This is a genomic window from Catellatospora sp. KI3, from assembly GCF_029948125.1.
GTDB lineage: Bacteria > Actinomycetota > Actinomycetes > Mycobacteriales > Micromonosporaceae > Catellatospora.
In genome coordinates this window covers 39,367-55,991 of sequence record NZ_JASAMB010000032.1, presented here as the reverse complement: position 1 = coordinate 55,991, position 16,625 = coordinate 39,367, and the positions used below count along the sequence as shown (strand labels likewise).

The 16,625-nt window shown below is 73.0% G+C and carries 15 protein-coding genes; 9 read left to right on the top strand and 6 right to left on the bottom strand.

The window, feature by feature from the left end; translation table 11 throughout:
• The coding region (locus tag QEZ54_RS33165) for a lipopolysaccharide kinase InaA family protein (protein ID WP_281308712.1) at positions 1-499 on the bottom strand (499 nt) is incomplete at its 3' end.
• Between the two features lie 161 nt (positions 500-660).
• On the opposite strand from QEZ54_RS33165, the gene QEZ54_RS33160 reads away from it, so the two are divergent.
• From QEZ54_RS33160 to QEZ54_RS33150, 3 genes are read left to right on the top strand one after another with little or no spacing between them, the layout of a single operon-like run.
• On the top strand, positions 661-1,962 hold the full coding sequence (locus QEZ54_RS33160) for a serine protease (RefSeq protein ID WP_281308711.1): 1,302 nt from the start codon (positions 661-663) through the stop codon (positions 1,960-1,962).
• Positions 1,963-2,003: 41 nt separating this feature from the next.
• Positions 2,004-2,759: a phosphatase PAP2 family protein gene (locus QEZ54_RS33155; protein WP_281308710.1), complete on the top strand. Its 756-nt coding sequence runs from the start codon at positions 2,004-2,006 to the stop codon at positions 2,757-2,759.
• 49 nt (positions 2,760-2,808) lie between these two features.
• Positions 2,809-4,017 carry an APC family permease gene (locus QEZ54_RS33150; protein ID WP_281308716.1) on the top strand — a complete coding sequence of 403 codons (1,209 nt, stop codon included), beginning with the start codon at positions 2,809-2,811 and terminating at the stop codon, positions 4,015-4,017.
• Positions 4,018-4,200: 183 nt separating this feature from the next.
• On the opposite strand, the gene QEZ54_RS33145 is transcribed toward QEZ54_RS33150, so the two are convergent.
• The 5 genes from QEZ54_RS33145 to QEZ54_RS33125 form a co-directional block, all read right to left on the bottom strand.
• Complete coding sequence (locus tag QEZ54_RS33145; RefSeq protein WP_281308709.1) at positions 4,201-5,052, bottom strand: pyridoxal-phosphate dependent enzyme; 852 nt, start codon at positions 5,050-5,052, stop codon at positions 4,201-4,203.
• A 138-nt stretch (positions 5,053-5,190) separates the two neighbouring features.
• Entirely contained in the window at positions 5,191-6,036 is an 846-nt protein-coding gene (locus tag QEZ54_RS33140; protein ID WP_281308708.1) for a class II fructose-bisphosphate aldolase, read from the bottom strand.
• Positions 6,036-7,127, bottom strand: a complete 1,092-nt coding sequence (nagA, locus tag QEZ54_RS33135) for an N-acetylglucosamine-6-phosphate deacetylase (protein ID WP_281308707.1) — start codon at positions 7,125-7,127, stop codon at positions 6,036-6,038. Before nagA ends, QEZ54_RS33140 begins: the two co-directional genes overlap by 1 nt.
• Positions 7,124-8,131 (bottom strand): ROK family protein, encoded by a 1,008-nt coding sequence (locus QEZ54_RS33130; protein ID WP_281308706.1) that lies wholly within the window; start codon positions 8,129-8,131, stop codon positions 7,124-7,126. Before QEZ54_RS33130 ends, nagA begins: the two co-directional genes overlap by 4 nt.
• On the bottom strand, positions 8,128-9,039 hold the full coding sequence (locus tag QEZ54_RS33125) for a sugar isomerase (protein WP_281308705.1): 912 nt from the start codon (positions 9,037-9,039) through the stop codon (positions 8,128-8,130). The genes QEZ54_RS33130 and QEZ54_RS33125 overlap by 4 nt, the downstream gene beginning before the upstream one ends.
• Before the next feature lie 186 nt (positions 9,040-9,225).
• Here QEZ54_RS33125 and QEZ54_RS33120 point away from each other — a divergent pair, with 186 nt between their 5' ends.
• From QEZ54_RS33120 to QEZ54_RS33095, 6 genes are all read left to right on the top strand, one after another.
• Positions 9,226-10,011 carry a DeoR/GlpR family DNA-binding transcription regulator gene (locus QEZ54_RS33120; protein WP_281308704.1) on the top strand — a complete coding sequence of 262 codons (786 nt, stop codon included), beginning with the start codon at positions 9,226-9,228 and terminating at the stop codon, positions 10,009-10,011.
• Positions 10,012-10,091: 80 nt separating this feature from the next.
• Positions 10,092-11,075 carry an ABC transporter ATP-binding protein gene (locus QEZ54_RS33115; RefSeq protein WP_281308703.1) on the top strand — a complete coding sequence of 328 codons (984 nt, stop codon included), beginning with the start codon at positions 10,092-10,094 and terminating at the stop codon, positions 11,073-11,075.
• Complete coding sequence (locus QEZ54_RS33110; protein WP_281308702.1) at positions 11,072-12,070, top strand: ABC transporter permease subunit; 999 nt, start codon at positions 11,072-11,074, stop codon at positions 12,068-12,070. The genes QEZ54_RS33115 and QEZ54_RS33110 overlap by 4 nt, the downstream gene beginning before the upstream one ends.
• 180 nt (positions 12,071-12,250) lie before the next feature.
• Entirely contained in the window at positions 12,251-12,661 is a 411-nt protein-coding gene (locus QEZ54_RS33105) for a DUF3263 domain-containing protein (protein ID WP_281308701.1), read from the top strand.
• Between the two features lie 115 nt (positions 12,662-12,776).
• The gene (locus QEZ54_RS33100) at positions 12,777-15,632 is read left to right on the top strand and encodes an alpha/beta fold hydrolase (protein WP_281308700.1); all 2,856 of its coding nucleotides are present in this window, start codon (positions 12,777-12,779) and stop codon (positions 15,630-15,632) included.
• Positions 15,629-16,510, top strand: a complete 882-nt coding sequence (locus QEZ54_RS33095; RefSeq protein WP_281308699.1) for an ABC transporter permease — start codon at positions 15,629-15,631, stop codon at positions 16,508-16,510. Before QEZ54_RS33100 ends, QEZ54_RS33095 begins: the two co-directional genes overlap by 4 nt.
• Positions 16,511-16,625 lie beyond the last annotated feature (115 nt).

Here is a 16,625-nt window from a genome sequence, read left to right as displayed (position 1 = left end):
CCAGGTACGCCGCGAACGCGCCCGCGTCGCGCCGGAACAGGGTGTTCGACAGCGAGCAGTCGCCCCAGAAGAAGCCGAGCAGGTGCATCCGCACCAGCAGCGCGGCGAGCGCGTCGAGCAGGCGGTTCATCGTCTCGGGCCGCAGCGTGTGCGAGAACAGCGCCCGGTACGGCAGCGAGAACTGCAGGTGCCGGGTGACCAGCACCGGCTCCAGCACCTCGCCGTCCAGGGCGACCCGGTCGGCGACGATCGCGACCGCCTCGACGGCCGGGGCGCTGATGCGCTCCAGGGCGCGCAGCAGGTCGTACTCCCGCTCGGCGATCTTCTCGCGGGTCTCCTTGACGGCGTACACCGTGCCCTGGAGCTTCACGAAGCGTACGACGTGACGGGAGATGCCCTGGGGCAGCGCGACGAGGTGGTCGGCCGGCCACTCCTCCAGTGGAGTGGACCAGGGCAGGTCGAGAAGGGCAGGGTCGACGAGGGCAGAGGTTATCCGCACGGGCCTAAGCGTACGGATGTGCGCCGACGTTCGGACCAGCCGTGTGTCGCATCCCCTTTTCGGCCGAGGGTCCGGCCCGTGGCCTGCGTCGTTGTGCATCCGGGAGATCGGTTCGGACGCTCAAGGAGGCGGGTCGGATGCGGCGTACGGTCGCGATGGTGATGGGAATCTCTGCCGTGCTGGCGGTGGCGACGGCGGCGGGCGCGTCGGTGCTGCACGGGCGCGGCGAGCCCTCGGCGGCCGTGGGCGCCGACCATGCCCTGGTCAGCGGCGTGCAGAACCCGGCCGAGCCCGTCGCGGCGGTGGTGCCGCAGCAGTCGCCGGAGGCCGAGGTAGGGGCCGCGAAGACCTACCAGACCGGGCGGGCCGAGGCGGGCAGGGTCGAGAAGGCCGATACTGTGCTCGGGTACCTGGACGGGAAGAAGAGCGCCACGCTGCGCTATCCCGGGGCCGAGTTCGTCAAGGTGCACTTCTCGCAGCTGGTGCTGCTGCCCGGCGACTACCTGACGGTCAGCGACCCGGCCCGGACCGAGGTGCACCGCATCGAGGGCGACGCGGTCGGCTCGGTGCTGGGCACGGCCGGCCGCTGGGCGATGTCGGTCACCGGGGACACCGCCCTGGTCGAGCTGCACACCGGCGCGCTGGACCTGCTCGGGCTGGGCGGGGCCGTGGACCGGCTCGGCGTGGTGATCGACAAGGTCACGCACGGGTACACAGAGGCCGAGCGGGACGCGGCGTCGGAGTCGTACCGGCTGGAGAAGAAGAAGCAGGCGCGGACCGGGCGCGAGGAGACCGTCTGCGCCAACGACGACAAGGCCGACGCGGTCTGCTACCGCAGCACCGATCCGGTCGTCTACCGGCGGTCCAAGGCGGTGGCCCGGATGCTGATCGACGGGGTGGAGCTGTGCACCGCCTGGCGCGTCGGCCCGACCAACCGGCTGCTGACCAACAACCACTGCGTGGCCGACCGGGAGCAGGCCGCCGACGTGGAGGTGTGGTTCAACTACCAGTGCGCCGAGTGCGGCGGGTACGCCGTGTTCCGGCCGACGAAGGTGTGGCTGGACCAGCTCATCACCACCGACAAGACGCTCGACTACAGCCTGTTCTCGGTGACCGACTTCGACCTCGTGCAGAAGTTCGGCTACCTGGAGCTGGATCTGCGCCGCCCGGCGCCGGGCGAGGAGCTCTACATCCCGCAGCACCCGGCCGGCGCCCCGGCGATGGTCGCGCTGACCAGCGACCGCGACCGGGCGGGCAACTGCGCGATCCAGGACGACTCCTACGACGGGTACGACGAGGACACCGACGTCTCCTACTACTGCGACACCGAGGGCGGCTCGTCCGGCTCTCCGGTGATCTCCCGCCGGACGAACAAGGTGGTCGCCCTGCACCACTTCGGCGGCTGCCCCAACTCCGGCGTCCGCCTCGAACTCATCTACCAGCAGATCTCAGGCAAGCTCTGACCACGCAGCACCCGCGACCGCGCGGAAGTCGTGGAGATCCGGTGACGGATTCCGCGGCGGCCGCGCGGTTCCTGCATAGTGGGGCGGTGGTGAAGTGGACGCGCAGGCTGGACCGGTTCGCGAGCTGGTGGTGGGACGTCGCCCTGGTCGCGGTGTTCGTGCTGGTCACGGTGCTGGTGGCGCGCGGGGTCACGGCGGACCTGGACCTGGGCGTACGGGACTGGGTGCAGACCCACCAGCCGACCTGGGCGCACTGGCTCGCCTGGCTGCTGAACTACCTCGGGCAGGGCTGGCTGGTGACGTGGATCCTCACCGGCGGGCTGACCGTGCTGCTGCTGGTGCGCAGCCGGTCGTGGCGGGCGCTGCTGCCGTGGGCGTCCGGTTTCCTGCTCACGTACGTGACGCTGGGGCCGCTGAAGATCTGGACGCATCGCGACGCGCCGAGCAGCGCGCTGCCCAACGCGGTGGAGATGTTCAACCCGCTCGCCGTGGCCTACTCGAACTCGTACCCGTCCGGGCACGTGGTCAACGCGATCGTGTGGTGGGGGCTCATCGTCATCCTCGCCTCGCGGATGTGGAGGCTGCCGCCGGTGCTGGTGCGCTGGCTGCGGGTCGCGCCGCCGGTCATCGTGCTGCTGACGACGACGTACCTGTCGTACCACTGGATCACCGACGGCATCGCGGCGCTGGCCCTGGGCCTGCTGCTGGACCGGCTGATCCACCGCGTCGACTGGGACGCCGTGCTGCCCGACCTCCGCAAAGCCGACAGGGCGCCCCTTCTGTACACGGAGCGTTAAGAACACGCCCTTCCTTACTCCAACCCGGGGCGGTTAGCCTGCGCGGGTGATCGTTGCGTTGTCGCGTCGGCTCGGGCCGCTGGACGCCGTCGTCATCGGGCTCGGATCGATGCTCGGGGCGGGCGTGTTCGTGGTGTGGGGACCGGCCGCGGCCGCCGCCGGGACGGCGCCCGCGCTGCTCGGGGCGCTCGCGCTGGCCGCGCTGGTGGCCGCCTGCAACGCGACCGGGTCGGCCCGGCTCGCCGCGCGCTACCCCGAGTCCGGCGGCACGTACGTGTACGGGCGCGAGCAGCTGGGCGCGTACACCGGCTTCCTGGCCGGGTGGGCCTTCGTCGTCGGCAAGACCGCCAGCTGCGCCGCGATGGCGCTGACCATCGGCTTCTACCTGTGGCCGGAGCACGCCCGGCCGGTGGCCGCGGCGGCCGTGGTGCTGCTGGCCGCGGTCAACGTGCGCGGCGTCGCCAAGACCGCGCTGGCCACCCGGATCCTCGTCGTGATCACCCTGGCCGTGCTGGTCGCGGCCGTGGTCGCGGGCCTGACCCACGGGGGTACGGCCGCAGCCGGGCCCGCCGGCACCGCCGACCCGCTGGCCGCCGCCGGCCTGCTGTTCTTCGCCTTCGCCGGGTACGCCCGCATCGCCACGCTGGGCGAGGAGGTGCGCGACCCGGCCCGCACCATCCCCCGCGCGGTGCGGATCGCGCTCGCGGTGGTGCTGGTGATCTACGCGGCCGTCGCGCTGACCTGCCTGACCGTGCTCGGCATGCCTGATCTCGCCACGTCCACCGCCCCGCTGGCCGACGTCGTCGCCCGCTCCGCCCCCGTGCTCGTGCCCGTGGTGCGCGCCGGGGCCGCGATCGCGGTCTGCGGCGTGCTGCTGAGCCTGCTCGCGGGCGTCGGCCGCACCGTGCTGGCGATGGGGCGGCGCGCGGACCTGCCCCGTCGGCTGGCCGCCGTGCACCCGAGGTACGAGACGCCCTGGCTGGCGGAGCTGGCCGTGGCCGCGATCGTGGTGGCCGTGGTGTCGCTGGCCGACGTACGCGGCGCGATCGGCTTCTCCAGCGTGGCCGTGCTGACCTACTACGCGATCACCAACGCGGCCGCGTGGACGCTGGGCGGGCCGAAGACCCTGCGCGCGGTGGCCGCGCTGGGCCTGATCGGCTGCATCGTGCTCGCCACGACCCTGCCGGAGCCGACCGTCCTGGCCGGCGTCGGCATGCTCGTCCTCGGCACCCTCGCCTACGCCGTCAACCGCCGCTGACCCGCGCGCCGCTGATCGGTCGGCGTGCACTTTCGGGGAAACTGCACGAATCTTGGGCCGACTTCCAGCACTTTCCCCGAAACTGCAACCGATCATGACGGGCGCGCGGCGCTCGGGCAGGGCGCGAGGTCGGGGCACAGGAGGCGGGCGGTTCAGGGTGCGGTCTACCGGGGTGCTGGGCGCTCAGCCGGTGGTGACGGCGACGACGCGGGTGCCGGCGGGGATTGCGCCTGTGGCGATGCGGGCATACAGGCCCGTGAGCATCTTGCCGGTGTAGATCGGGTCGGGGCGGTAGCCGTGCCGCTCGGTGAAGTCCGTGCAGAAGGCGAGCAGGTCGGGCGGGGTCCTGGCGTAGCCGCCGAAGTGGTGGTCGAGGTCGAGGCGCCAGTTCGCGGTCGGGGCGCCCCAAGTCTCGGTCTGGAGGCGGGTCACCTCGTCGGCGAGGAAGCTCGCGCCCCTGAGGACGGCGAAGCCGAGGGCGGTGGCGCCCGGCGGCAGGCCCCCGGCGAGCCCGGCCAGGGTGCCGCCGGTGCCGACGGGGCAGCAGAGCAGGTCGTAGGGGATGTCGATCTCGGCGGGCAGTTCGGCGCAGCCGCGTACCGCGAGGGCGTTGCTGCCGCCCTCGGGCAGCAGGTAGTAGTCGCCGATGCGCTCGCACAGCTCGGCCAGGACCGGTGGGATGTGCGTCCGGCTCTGGCGGTAGAGGTCGCGGTCCAGGTAGACCAGGTGCATGCCTTGCGCGGCGGCGTAGGCCAGGCTCGGGTTGAGCGGGTGGCGGGGCTCGCCCCGGACCACTCCGACGGTCGCGAATCCGTGCCGCCGCCCCGCTGCCGCCACCGCGCGCAGGTGGTTCGAGTACGCGCCACCGAAGGTCAGCAGCGTGCGGTGCCCCTGCTCGCGCGCCGCCAGCAGGTTGTACTTCAGCTTCCGCAGCTTGTTGCCGGGCAGTTCCGGATCGGTCAGGTCGTCGCGGCACAGCCACAGTGCGACATCGTGCGCGGTCAGGCGCTCATCGTGCACGAGGTCCAGCCGCATAGCCCCTCCCTCGCCACACCTCACCCGCCGGAAGCCGGCGTCCGTACCCCGTTGGGAAGGGGCCCTTCTACAACGTAATGCGAGTGGAAGGGGCCCTTCCCAACCGCCGGAGGCCCGCGGCGCGCGCGTCTGCGGGCGCTACAGCAGGTCGAGGAAGTGGCGGACCGTGGCGGCCATCGCGGTTCGGGCGGGGGCGAGATACTTGCGCGGGTCGACCAGTTTCGGGTCGCCTGCCAGCACCTCGCGTACCGCGCCGGTGGCCGCGATGTTCAGCGCCGTGCCGATGTTCACCTTCACGAGGCCGCCCGACACGGCGCGGCGCAGCTCGTCGTCGGCGACGCCGGAGGAGCCGTGCAGCACCAGCGGCACCGCCACGGCCGCGCGCAGGGCGGCGATCAGCTCGTGGTCGAGGGCCGCGTCCCGGCTGGTCATCGCGTGCGAGGAGCCGACCGCGACGGCCAGCGCGTCCACGCCGGTCGCCTTGACGTAGTCGACCGCCTCGGCCGGGTCGGTGCGGGCGCCGGGCGCGTGCGCGCCCAGCGGTGCCGCCCCGTCCTTGCCGCCGACCGTGCCGAGTTCGCTCTCCAGCCACAGCCCGTGCTCGTGCGCGAACTCGGCGGCGGCCCGGGTGGCGGCCACGTTGTCCGCGTACGGCAGCGTCGAGGCATCGAACATGACCGACGAGAAGCCGTGCCGGGGCGCCTGGTGCAGCAGTTCGACCGACTCGACGTGGTCCAGGTGCAGCGCCACGTCCACCTCGGCCTCCTGCGCGACCGCGCGCGCGGCGGCGGCGAGCGGGCCGAGCCGGCCGCCGTGGAACTTCACCGCGTTCTCGCTGATCTGCAGGATGACCGGGCGTCCGGCGGCGGCCGCCCCGGCGGTGATCGCCTCGGCGTGCTCCAGGGTGATGACGTTGAACGCGGCCACGCCGGTACCGCGCGCGGCGGCGTCGGCGACCAGCCTGCCGGTGGGGACCAGCGCCATCAGACCCACGCTCCCGCGCGCAGCACCCGGGTGACGGCCAGGTCGCCGTCGAGCAGCACCGCGTCGGCGCGCAGGCCGGGGCGCAGCGCGCCGACCTCGGTGTCGAGGCCGACGGCGCGGGCCGGGGTGGTGGCCGCCATCCGGGCGGCGTCGACCAGCGGCAGCCCCGCGCCGACGGCGCGCCGGAGCGCGGCGTCCATGGTCAGAGTGCTGCCCGCGATGCTGCCGCCCTGGGCGAGGCGGGCGACCCGGTCGGCGACCACGACGGTCTGGCCGCCGAGGTCGTACTCGCCGTCGGCCATGCCGGTGGCCGAGATCGCGTCGGTGATCAGCGCGGCGCGGTCCGGGCCGGTGGTGTGCGCGGCCAGCCGCAGCGTGCCGTCGTGCAGGTGGATGCCGTCGGCGACGAGTTCGCAGACGACGCTCGCGGAGTCGAGCAGGGCCGCGATCGGGCCGGGTTCGCGGTGGTGCAGCGGGCGCATGCCGTTGAACAGGTGCGTGGCGACCGTCGCCCCGGCCGCGACGGCGGCGATGACCTGCTCGTACGACGCGTCGGTGTGCCCGACCGCCGCGACCACCCCGTGCGCGGCCATCTTCTCGATCGCGTCGAGTGCCCCGTCGCGCTCGGGCGCGATGGTGACCATGCGCAGCACGCCCGCGCCCAGCTTCAGCAGCTCGTCCAGCTCCTCGGGCGCCGGGTCGCGCAGGAACTCGGGGTTCTGCGCCCCGCACCGGGCGTGCGACAGCCACGGGCCCTCGAAGTGGACCCCGGCCAGCACCCCCTCGGCGACCAGCGGCGCGTACGCGGCCAGGGCGGCCCGCATCAGCACGGCCGGTGACGAGACCAGGCTGGCCAGCAGGGTCGTGGTGCCGTGGCCGAGGTGGAACGCGGCCGCGGCGCGGGCCTGCTCGGCGTCGCCGGTGGTGAAGGTGTGCCCGCCGCCGCCGTGGTTGTGGATGTCGACGAAGCCGGGCAGCACCCAGCGGTCCTCGGCCGGTCCCGGCTCGATCGCGGCGATGGTGTCGCCCGCGACGACCAGGGTGCCTTCGACGACGCCGTCGGGGGTGACGATCCGTCCGGACAGGTTCACGCCTTCTCCTCGATTCGCTCGTCGACGGCGTCGGGGTCCACGCTGTGCTCGCCGCTGCCGACCAGGTCCAGGGCCATCAGGGCGGCGCCGAGGCTGCCGGCCTCGTCGCCGAGCTGCGCGCGCACGATCTCGGGCAGCCGGTGGAAGGTGACCTTCGCGGCCAGGGCCTGACGCAGCGGCGCGAGCAGGGCCTCGCCCGACTCGGCCAGTCCGCCGCCGATGATGACCAGCTCCGGGTCGAACAGGGCCTGGCCGGTGAGCAGGCCGTCGGCCAGCGCGTCGACGGTCTCGGCCCACACCTGGTCGGCGTGGGGGTCGGCGCCGAGGCGGGCGGCGACCTCGGCGGCGGTCGCGGCACTGCCGGCCAGCTCGGTGTAGCGCAGTTGCACGGCCCGAGCCGAGGCGACCGCCTCCAGGCAGCCGCGCAGGCCGCACGGGCAGGCCGGGCCCTGCGGCCGGACCACGATGTGGCCGATCTCCCCGGCGGCGCCGTGCGCGCCGGACAGGACGGTGCCGTCGACGACGTGGGCGGCGGCGATGCCGGTGCCGATGGGCAGCACGAGCACGTGGCGGCGCCCGCGTCCGGCGCCGAGGCGGGCTTCGGCCATACCCCCGGCGCGCACGTCGTGGCCCACGGCCGTGGGCAGGCCGGTGCGCTCGACCACCGCGGCGCGCAGCGGCACGTCCCGGAAGCCGATGTTGGACGACCAGCGGGCCACGCCCGCCTGCTCGTCGACGATGCCGGGGACGACGACGCCCGCGGCGATCGGGCGCCAGCCCCGCGCGCCGGCGGTGGCGGCGAGTCCGGCGGCGATGTCCAGGATGGTCTGCAGCACGGCCTGCGGGCCGCGCTCGGCGCCGGTGGCGTGCCGCTCGGTGTGGCGCACCCGGTGCCCGGTGTCGACCAGGGCGCACTTGATGCCGGTGCCGCCGACGTCGATGGAGACGACGACGTCGGTGCCGCCCGTGGCGGCCTTCTTCCTGGTACGGCCGGGCGCGGTCACGGCAGGATCACCGAGCGGGTGAGGTGCCGGGGCGCGTCGGGGTCCAGGCCCTTGTGCTCGGCCAGCGCGACGGCGAAGCGCTGCGCGGTGACCAGGTGCGCCATCGGGTCCAGCGCCGGCGCGTGTACGAAGGTCGCGCCGGTCGCCTCGACGTCGCCCCGCAGCCCGGCCGGGACCTCGCCGAACGCCCACACCGCGCGCCCGGTGGCGCTGATCGAGATGGGGCCGTGCCGGAAGTCCATCGCCGGGTACGCCTCGGTCCAGAACGTCGCCGCCTCGCGGCACTTGAGCGCGGCCTCCTGGGCCAGGCCGTTGGTCCAGCCCCGGCCCACGAAGGTGACCTGCTCGATCGCGGCCGGGTCCAGCGGCAGCGGCAGCTCCAGCGCGCGCCGGGCGTCGGCGGCGGCCGCGGTCAGGTCCTCGCCGAGCGAGGCGCGCAGCAGCGCGAGCGCGCTGGTGGCGAAGCGGGTCTGCACGACCGAGCGCTCGTCGGCCCAGGGCAGCGCGACCACGTCGCGGGCCAGCGTGACGGCCGGGGTGTCCACGTCGCCGACCAGCACGGTGCTGCGGGCGCCGGCGGTCTTGAGGATGTCGAGGACCTCGGTGGTGGTGCCGGAGCGGGTGATCGCGACGATCCGGTCGTACGGCCGGTTCATGGGACTCTGCCCCTGGTTCCCGGGCAAGCGGGTTACCGGGAACTCGGAGCCCGCGAAGGCGTCGGTCTCGCCCTGGCCGGCGGCCTCGCGGAGGTTCGCGTACGCCATCGCCATGAACCAGGACGTGCCGCAGCCCACCACGGCGACGCGCTCGCCCGGTCGGGGCAGGGCCGCTGCCGCGTCGGCCGCCGCGTCTGCCGCGCGCAGCCACAGGTCGGGTTGGCTGACTATCTCCTCGGCGACGTACGACATCGGCACTCCCAACGCGCTCTGCTGCGCAGATCAGTTCGAAAGTCAGGGTTTTCGCGCGCTATTCTGCGCGACCGGTGCCGGGATGGCAACCTGAGCATCACATACGCGCAGCACATCGCGTTGCATGGGCCGGTTTCGCGCACTAGTGTGCACGCATCTGCTCACTATCGCGCATACGGAGGCTCGGTGGACCGGTACGCCCGCTGGAACGCGCTGCTGGAACTGCTCACCGACTCCGGGCGGATCAGTGTCGAGGACGCCGCCGAGCGGCTCGACGTCTCGCAGGCCACCATCCGCCGTGACTTCGACCAGCTCGCCCAGCAGCAGATGATCACCCGTACCCGGGGCGGCGCGGTGGCCAGCGGCGTCTCGTACGACCTGCCGCTGCGCTACAAGACGGCCAAGCACTCCGCCGAGAAGCAGCGCATCGGCGCGGCCGCGGCGGCGCTGGTCAACCCGGGCATGGTGGTCGGGCTCAACGGCGGCACCACCACCACCGAGGTCGCCCGCGCCCTGGCCGTACGCCCCGAGCTCAACTCGGTCTCCGACGGCGCTCAGCTGACCGTCGTCACCAACGCGCTCAACATCGCCAACGAGCTGCTGGTCCGCTCTCGGATGAAGATCGTGGTCACCGGCGGCGTGGTCCGGCCGCAGTCGTTCGAGCTGGTCGGGCCGCTGGGCGGCGGCATCCTGCGCGAGGTGACGCTGGATCTGGTGCTGCTCGGCGTCGACGCGATCGACGTGGCGCTGGGCGCGGCCGCTCACCACGAGGGCGAGGCCGCGATGAACTCGCTGATGGTGGCGCGGGCCAAGCGGGTGGCGATCATCGCCGACTCGTCCAAGCTGGGCAGCCACGCCTTCGCCCGGATCTGCCCGGTGGAGCGCATCGAGACGCTGATCACCGACTCGAACGCCGACCCGGCCGTGGTCGCCTCGTTCCGCGAGGCCGGGCTGCAGGTGGTCGTGGCGTGAAGATTCTGTGCACGGGTGCGGTGAGGAGACTGCATACCCCGTAGGGTGCGGTGGTCACTGACGACATCTAGGAGGTCCCCGTGACCGCTGTCTTGGAGATCCAAGGCTTGCGCAAGACGTACCGAGCCCGGGGTGGCCCAAGGCGGGCGCTGGACGGCTTCGAGATGTACGTGGAGGCCGGCCAGGTGCACGGCTTCCTCGGCCCGAACGGCTCCGGCAAGACGACCACGCTGCGCACCCTGCTCGGCCTGATCCGGCCCGACAGCGGCGACATGCGCCTGCTCGGCCACTCCGTGCCGAAGGCGCTGCCGCAGGTCATCGGCCAGGTCGGCGCGATCGTGGAGAGCCCTCAGTTCTTCCCGCACTTCAGCGCGAACGACACCCTGTCGCTGCTGGCCGACGCGGGCAACCTGCCGCAGGCCCGGGTCGACTGGGCGCTGGAGCTGGTCGGCCTGCGCGACCGCGCCAAGGAGCGGGTCAAGACCTACTCCCTCGGTATGAAGCAGCGCCTGGCTGTCGCCTCCGCCCTGCTCAAGCAGCCCAAGCTGCTGATCCTGGACGAGCCGGCCAACGGCCTGGACCCGGGCGGCATCCGCGAGATGCGCGACATGATGGCCGCGCTGTCGGCGGGCGGCATGACCGTCATGCTGTCCAGCCACATCCTGGGCGAGATCCAGCTGATCTGCGACAGCGTCACCATCATCTCGCTGGGCCGCCGGGTCGCCTACGGCCCGGTCTCCGAGGTGCTGCAGGCCCACTCGACCAACCAGGTGCGGGTGCGCCTGGAGGACGTCACCGACCTGGCGTCGGCCGCCGCGGTGCTCAGCGGCGCGGGCGTCAGCGTGCAGACCCACCCCGACCACCTGCTGCTGTCGAACGTGGACAAGCCCGCGCTGGTGTCGCGGGTGCTGGCCGAGCGCCAGCTCTACGTCAGCGAGCTCACGCCGCTCTCGGCCGACCTCGAGGACGTCTTCCTGGAGCTCACCGGCACCGCGCCGGTGCCCGGCCAGGCCCGCCAGGTCGACAACAGCGTGAAGCCGGAGCAGAACGGGGTGGCGGCATGAGTCTCGTCCGCGCGGAGCGGCGCCGCTTCCTCAAGCGCCGCCTGATCAAGTGGCTGCTGGTCATCGCGGTGGCGCTGCTGGCGATCATCGCGACCGCGGTCTTCTTCAGCAATCAGAAGGTCGACGCGGCGACGATCGCGGCGGCGGAGGCGCAGGCCGACCAGGAGTACCAGCAGCAGGTCATGTACTGGGAGCAGCGGCACCAGGTCTGCGGCACGGTCAAGGAGGGCACACCCGAGGCGGAGATGTGCACCTACGACCTGAAGCCGCAGCGCAGCGACATCCGGGCCGAGTGGTACATGCCGGCGACGTTCGGGTTCAAGGCCAACTTCGAACCGCTGACCATGGTCTGGGCCGCCATCATCGCGGTCATCGCGTTCGTGATCGGCGCCTCGTTCGTCGGTGCCGAGTGGAGCACCGGCGCGATGATGAGCCTGCTGACCTGGCAACCTCGCCGGATGCGGGTGCTCGGCACCAAGCTCGCCGTGCTGGCCGGCTGGCTGACCGGCATCGGGGTGGTCACGTTCGGGCTCTGGACCGGTGCGCTCTGGCTGATCGCGCGGCTGCGCGGCGACACCGACGGGATGACCGCGGGCACCTGGCAGTCGTTCGGCCTCACCGGACTGCGCGGCCTGGGTCTGATCCTGGCCATGGGCATCGTCGGGTTCCTGCTCGCCTCGATCGGGCGGCACACCGGCGTCGCGCTCGGCGTGGCGCTGGCCGTGGTGATCGTCGGGCAGGTCGGCCTGACCATCGTGCTGACGATGCTGCAGGTGCCGTACTTCGGGATGTATCTGCTGCCCATGCACCTGCTGGCCTGGATGCAGAAGTCGTTCGTGGTGGGCAACGAGTTCGCGAACTGCGCGAACCCGAACGGCTGCGAGGAAGTGGTCAAGACGCTGACCTGGCAGGGCACGGGTTCGATCATGCTAGGCGTGACGGTGCTGCTGGCGGTGCTGGCCTTCTGGCAGATCCGGCGGCGCGACGTCGCCTGACCGAGCGACATTGCTCACTTCCGCGGTACGTATGAAGCCGGGCGGCCCGGGTATCCAGCACCTGTCTGGAGTTCCGGTGCCGCCCGGCTTCCGTGTGTGCGACAACGCCACGAACAGGTCTTTCGCTGATCTAGGCGGGGCACCTAGACTCGTTGGGCGCGGCTCGCGGGAGGGGACAAAATGGAGCAGATCAGGCAGCGCCTGCGTACCGACGGCGCGGCCCTGGAGGAGCTCCCGCTCATCCCCACGCCCCAGCGCGAACCCGCCCCGCACGACGTCGCGCCACCGACCGAGCTGGACGACGAGGTCGACTCCGACCGGCCCGCCGCGGGCGCGGCGGTCGAGGCCGAGCCCGAGGCGGGGCTGACCGAGCGCGAGCGGCTCATCCTGGACTTCGAGAAGCAGTGGTGGCGCCACGCGGGCGCCAAGGAGCAGGCGATCCGGGACCGGTTCGAGATCTCCTCCACCCGCTACTACCAGGTGCTCAACGCACTGCTGGACAATCCGGCGGCGCTGGCGCACGACCCGGTGCTGGTCGGCCGCCTGCGCCGCCTGCGCGGCTCCCGCATCCGCCCCCGCACCCTGCGCTGACCGGCCGCCGGGCACGGTACGTGTAAGCGAGCCGGAAGGTCGCTGAAAGAACTCTCAGCTACCGTCCGGGTTCTCCCCGATGGGTACGGGGGTGCGTGGTCGTACTGTGGCGGTCATGCGCGCGCTCGTGGCCCGGTGGTGGGCTCGGACAGGGGTCGACCGGTGGAGCCGGGGACGGTGGATCGGGTTTGGCGTCGCCGCGCTGCTGCTGGCGGCGGCGGTGGTCTGGGCGGTGCTGCCCACCCCGGCGGCGTACCGGACGGTGGACGAGCGGGTCTCGGTCCGCTCCGGCCCGGCCGGTGACGAGTCGGTCACCCTCGACACCCGGCTCTACCTGCCCAAGGACGCCTCGGCGCAGCACAAGGTGCCCGCGCTGCTGCTGGCGCACGGGTTCGGCGGCACCAAGGAGAGCGTCACGGCCGACGCCCAGGACCTGGCGGGGCTCGGCTACGCCGTGCTCACCTGGACCGCGCGCGGCTTCGGCGCCAGCTCCGGGCAGATCCACCTGGACGCCCCCGACTACGAGGTGCGCGACGCCAGCCGGCTGCTGGACCACCTGGCCAAGCGCCCCGACATCGTGCTCGACGGCGCCGGCGACCCGCGCGCGGGCGTGCTCGGCGGCTCGTACGGCGGTGCGCTGTCGCTGCTGCTCGCCGCGTACGACCACCGCGTCGACGCGATCGTCCCCATGATCACCTGGAACGACCTGGGCCGGTCGCTGTTCGCCCAGTCGGCCGTCCCGGCCACCGGCGACGCCGCCGCCGACGACGCGATCCGCTACGACGGCGTGTTCAAGCAGGCCTGGGCGGGCGTCTTCTTCGGCTCCGGCACCGGCGGCGGCCGCGGCGGCATCAGCCTCGGCGGCGCCCAGGGCACCGACGGCGCGGCCGCCGTCCCCGCCGACCGCGTGACCGGCAACCCGCAGTGCGGCCGCTGGGCCGAGGACGTCTGCCAGACGTACCTGCGCATCGCCACCACCGGCCGCCTCGACGCGCCCTCGCGCGAGCTGCTGGCCAGCCGTAGCCCGGCCGGGGTGCTCGACCGGATCAAGGCGCCCACGCTGCTGGTCCAGGGCGCGGCCGACTCGCTGTTCCCGCTGGCCGAGGCCGACGCCAATGCGCGCGGCATCGCCGCCAAGGGCACCCCCGTCCGGGTGGCCTGGTTCACCGGCGGCCACGACGGCGGCGAGGGTCCGCAGTCGGACCAGGACCGGCTGAAGTACCTGACCGCGCAGTGGTTCGACCACTACCTCAAGGGCAACGGGGCGGCACCGGCCGACACGTTCACCTTCTCGCGCATCACCGGCCTGGACGCCGTCGACCGGGGCACCATGGCCACCGGCTACCAGGTCACCGACTACCCGGGCGTGGACGGCGCGGGGACGACCCGCGTCCGGCTGACCGGCCCGCCGCGCACCGTCGCCAACCCGCCCAACGGCACCCCGGCCGCGCTGTCGTCGCTGCCCAGCGCCGGTGCGCTGGCGAGCTTCGTGAGCGGCGCGGTCACCGACCTGCCCGGCCAGCACGCGCGCTGGGAGTCGGCGCCGCTGGACGAGGACACCACCATCGTCGGCGCGCCCACGGTCAACATCCGGGCCGCGTCGCCGACCGGCGAGGCGGTGCTCTTCGTCAAGCTGTACGACGTCGACCCGAAGGGGTCGGCCACGCTCAGCAACGGCCTGATCGCCCCGGTCCGCCTCACCGGCCTGCCGACCAGCATCGACCAGGCCCAGCCGGTACGCGTGGTGCTGCCCGCGATCGTGCGCGAGATCGAGGCCGGGCACCGGCTGCGCCTCACCGTGGCCACCGCCGACCAGTCGTACCTCGGCCCGGTCGCGCCCATGGTGTACACCGTCGGCCTCGGCACGGGCGACGGCACCGACCTCACCCTGCCGACGGTGCGGGCCACCCCGATCGCCACCGCCGACGTGCTCTGGCTGTACCTGCTGATCGGGCTGGTGGCACTGCTCGCGGTCGGGCTGACCGTGGCGATCGGAGTCGCCCGCCGCCGCACCCGGCGGCTCGACCGCTCGGTCGTCGCCGAGCACGCCGACACGCCGCTGCGGGTGCGCGGCCTGCGCAAGACGTACGGCGACTTCGTGGCGGTCGACCACATCGACTTCACGGTCGAGCGCGGCCAGGTCGTCGGCCTGCTCGGGCCCAACGGCGCGGGCAAGACCACCAGCCTGCGGGTGCTGATGGGCCTCACCCAGGCCACCCGGGGCGACGTGCTGATCTTCGGGCACCGGCTGGCGCCGGGCGCCCCGGTCCTGTCGCGCATCGGTGCGCTGGTCGAGGGGCCGGGCTTCCTGCCCCACCTCACCGGCGAGCAGAACCTGCACGCGTACTGGCGCGCCACCGGCCGCCCGTGGGAGCTGGCCCGCTTCACCGAGGCGCTGGAGATCGCCGGGCTCGGCGACGCCATCAACCGCAAGGTCAAGACCTACAGCCACGGGATGAAGCAGCGCCTGGCCGTCGCCCAGGCCATGCTCGGCCTGCCGGAGCTGCTGGTGCTCGACGAGCCCACGGACGGGCTCGACCCGCCGCAGATCGCCGAGATGCGCCGGGTGCTGCAGCGCTACGCCCAAGACGGCCGGGCCGTGCTCGTCTCCAGCCACCTGCTGGCCGAGGTCGAGCAGACCTGCACCCACGCCGTCGTGGTCAACAAGGGCAAGGTCGTCGCCTCCGGGCGGGTCGAGGAGATCGTCGGGGACAGCCCGACCACGCTGCTCGACGTCACCGACGTCGACCTGGCCAGCCGCACCCTGGACCGCCTCGACGGCGTCGCCGGGTACGCGGTGGACGGCGAGCGGACGCTGGTCGTCGACCTCGGCGGCGTCAGCCGTACCGAGGCGGTCTCGGCGCTGGTCAAGGCCGGGGTCGGGGTCGACCGGGTGACGCCGCGGCGGCGCCTGGAGGACGCGTTCCTGGCCCTGGTGGGCGAGTCGACGGCAGGGAGTGGAGACCGATGAGCACTGTCGAGACGGCCCGCGCCGACGGCGCCGCCGCCGAGTACCGGCCGAGCCGGACGCTGACGTACGCCACGGAGTTCCAGCGGCAGTGGCGCCGCCGGCGTACGCAGCTCGCGCTCGGGTTCATGATGCTGCTGCCGGTCGTCCTGCTGATCGCGTTCGAGCTGGGCAGCGGCGACGACGACGGCCGCAACGGCCGGGGCCAGTTCTCGCAGCTGGTCGACGTGGCCGTGGCGGGCGGGCTCAACTTCGCGCTGTTCACGGTGTTCGTCTCGGCGAGCTTCCTGCTGGTCGTGGTCGTGGCGCTGTTCCACGGCGACACGGTCGCGTCCGAGGCGAGCTGGGGCAGCCTGCGCTACCTGCTCGCGGTGCCGGTGCCCCGCGCCCGGCTGCTCGGGATCAAGCTGGCCGTGGCGCTGAGCTACTCGGCGCTGGCGATCGTGCTGCTCACGGGCACCGCGCTCGCCCTGGGCACGCTGCGCTACGGGTGGCATCCGCTGCAGTCGGGGATCGCGGCCGAGGTGCCCGCCGGGGAGGGCGTGCTGCGGCTGCTGTCGATCGCCGGGTACCTCGGGCTGACGCTGCTGGTCGTGGCCGGGCTGGCGTTCCTGCTGTCGGTGCTGACCGACGCGCCGCTGGGGGCGGTCGGCGGGGCGGTGCTGCTGTACATCGTGTCGAGCATCCTGGACCAGATCACCGCGCTGGGGACGCTGCGCAACCTCCTGCCGACCCACTTCTCGCAGGCGTACCTGGGGCTGCTGACGACGCCGATGCAGTTCGACGACGTGATCAAGGGGGCGATCTCGGCGATCTCGTACGCCGCGATCTTCTGGGGCCTGGCTTTCTGGCGCTTCTCCCGCAAGGACGTGGTCAGCTGACCCGCCCGCAGCCCACCCGCTGCCGCCATATCACCCCTGTCCCCAACCGCTTTGAAATTGACGCTGGCCTATCTAGAGCAAGATGATCTCGGAATCGTCTTCTGGATAGGCCAGC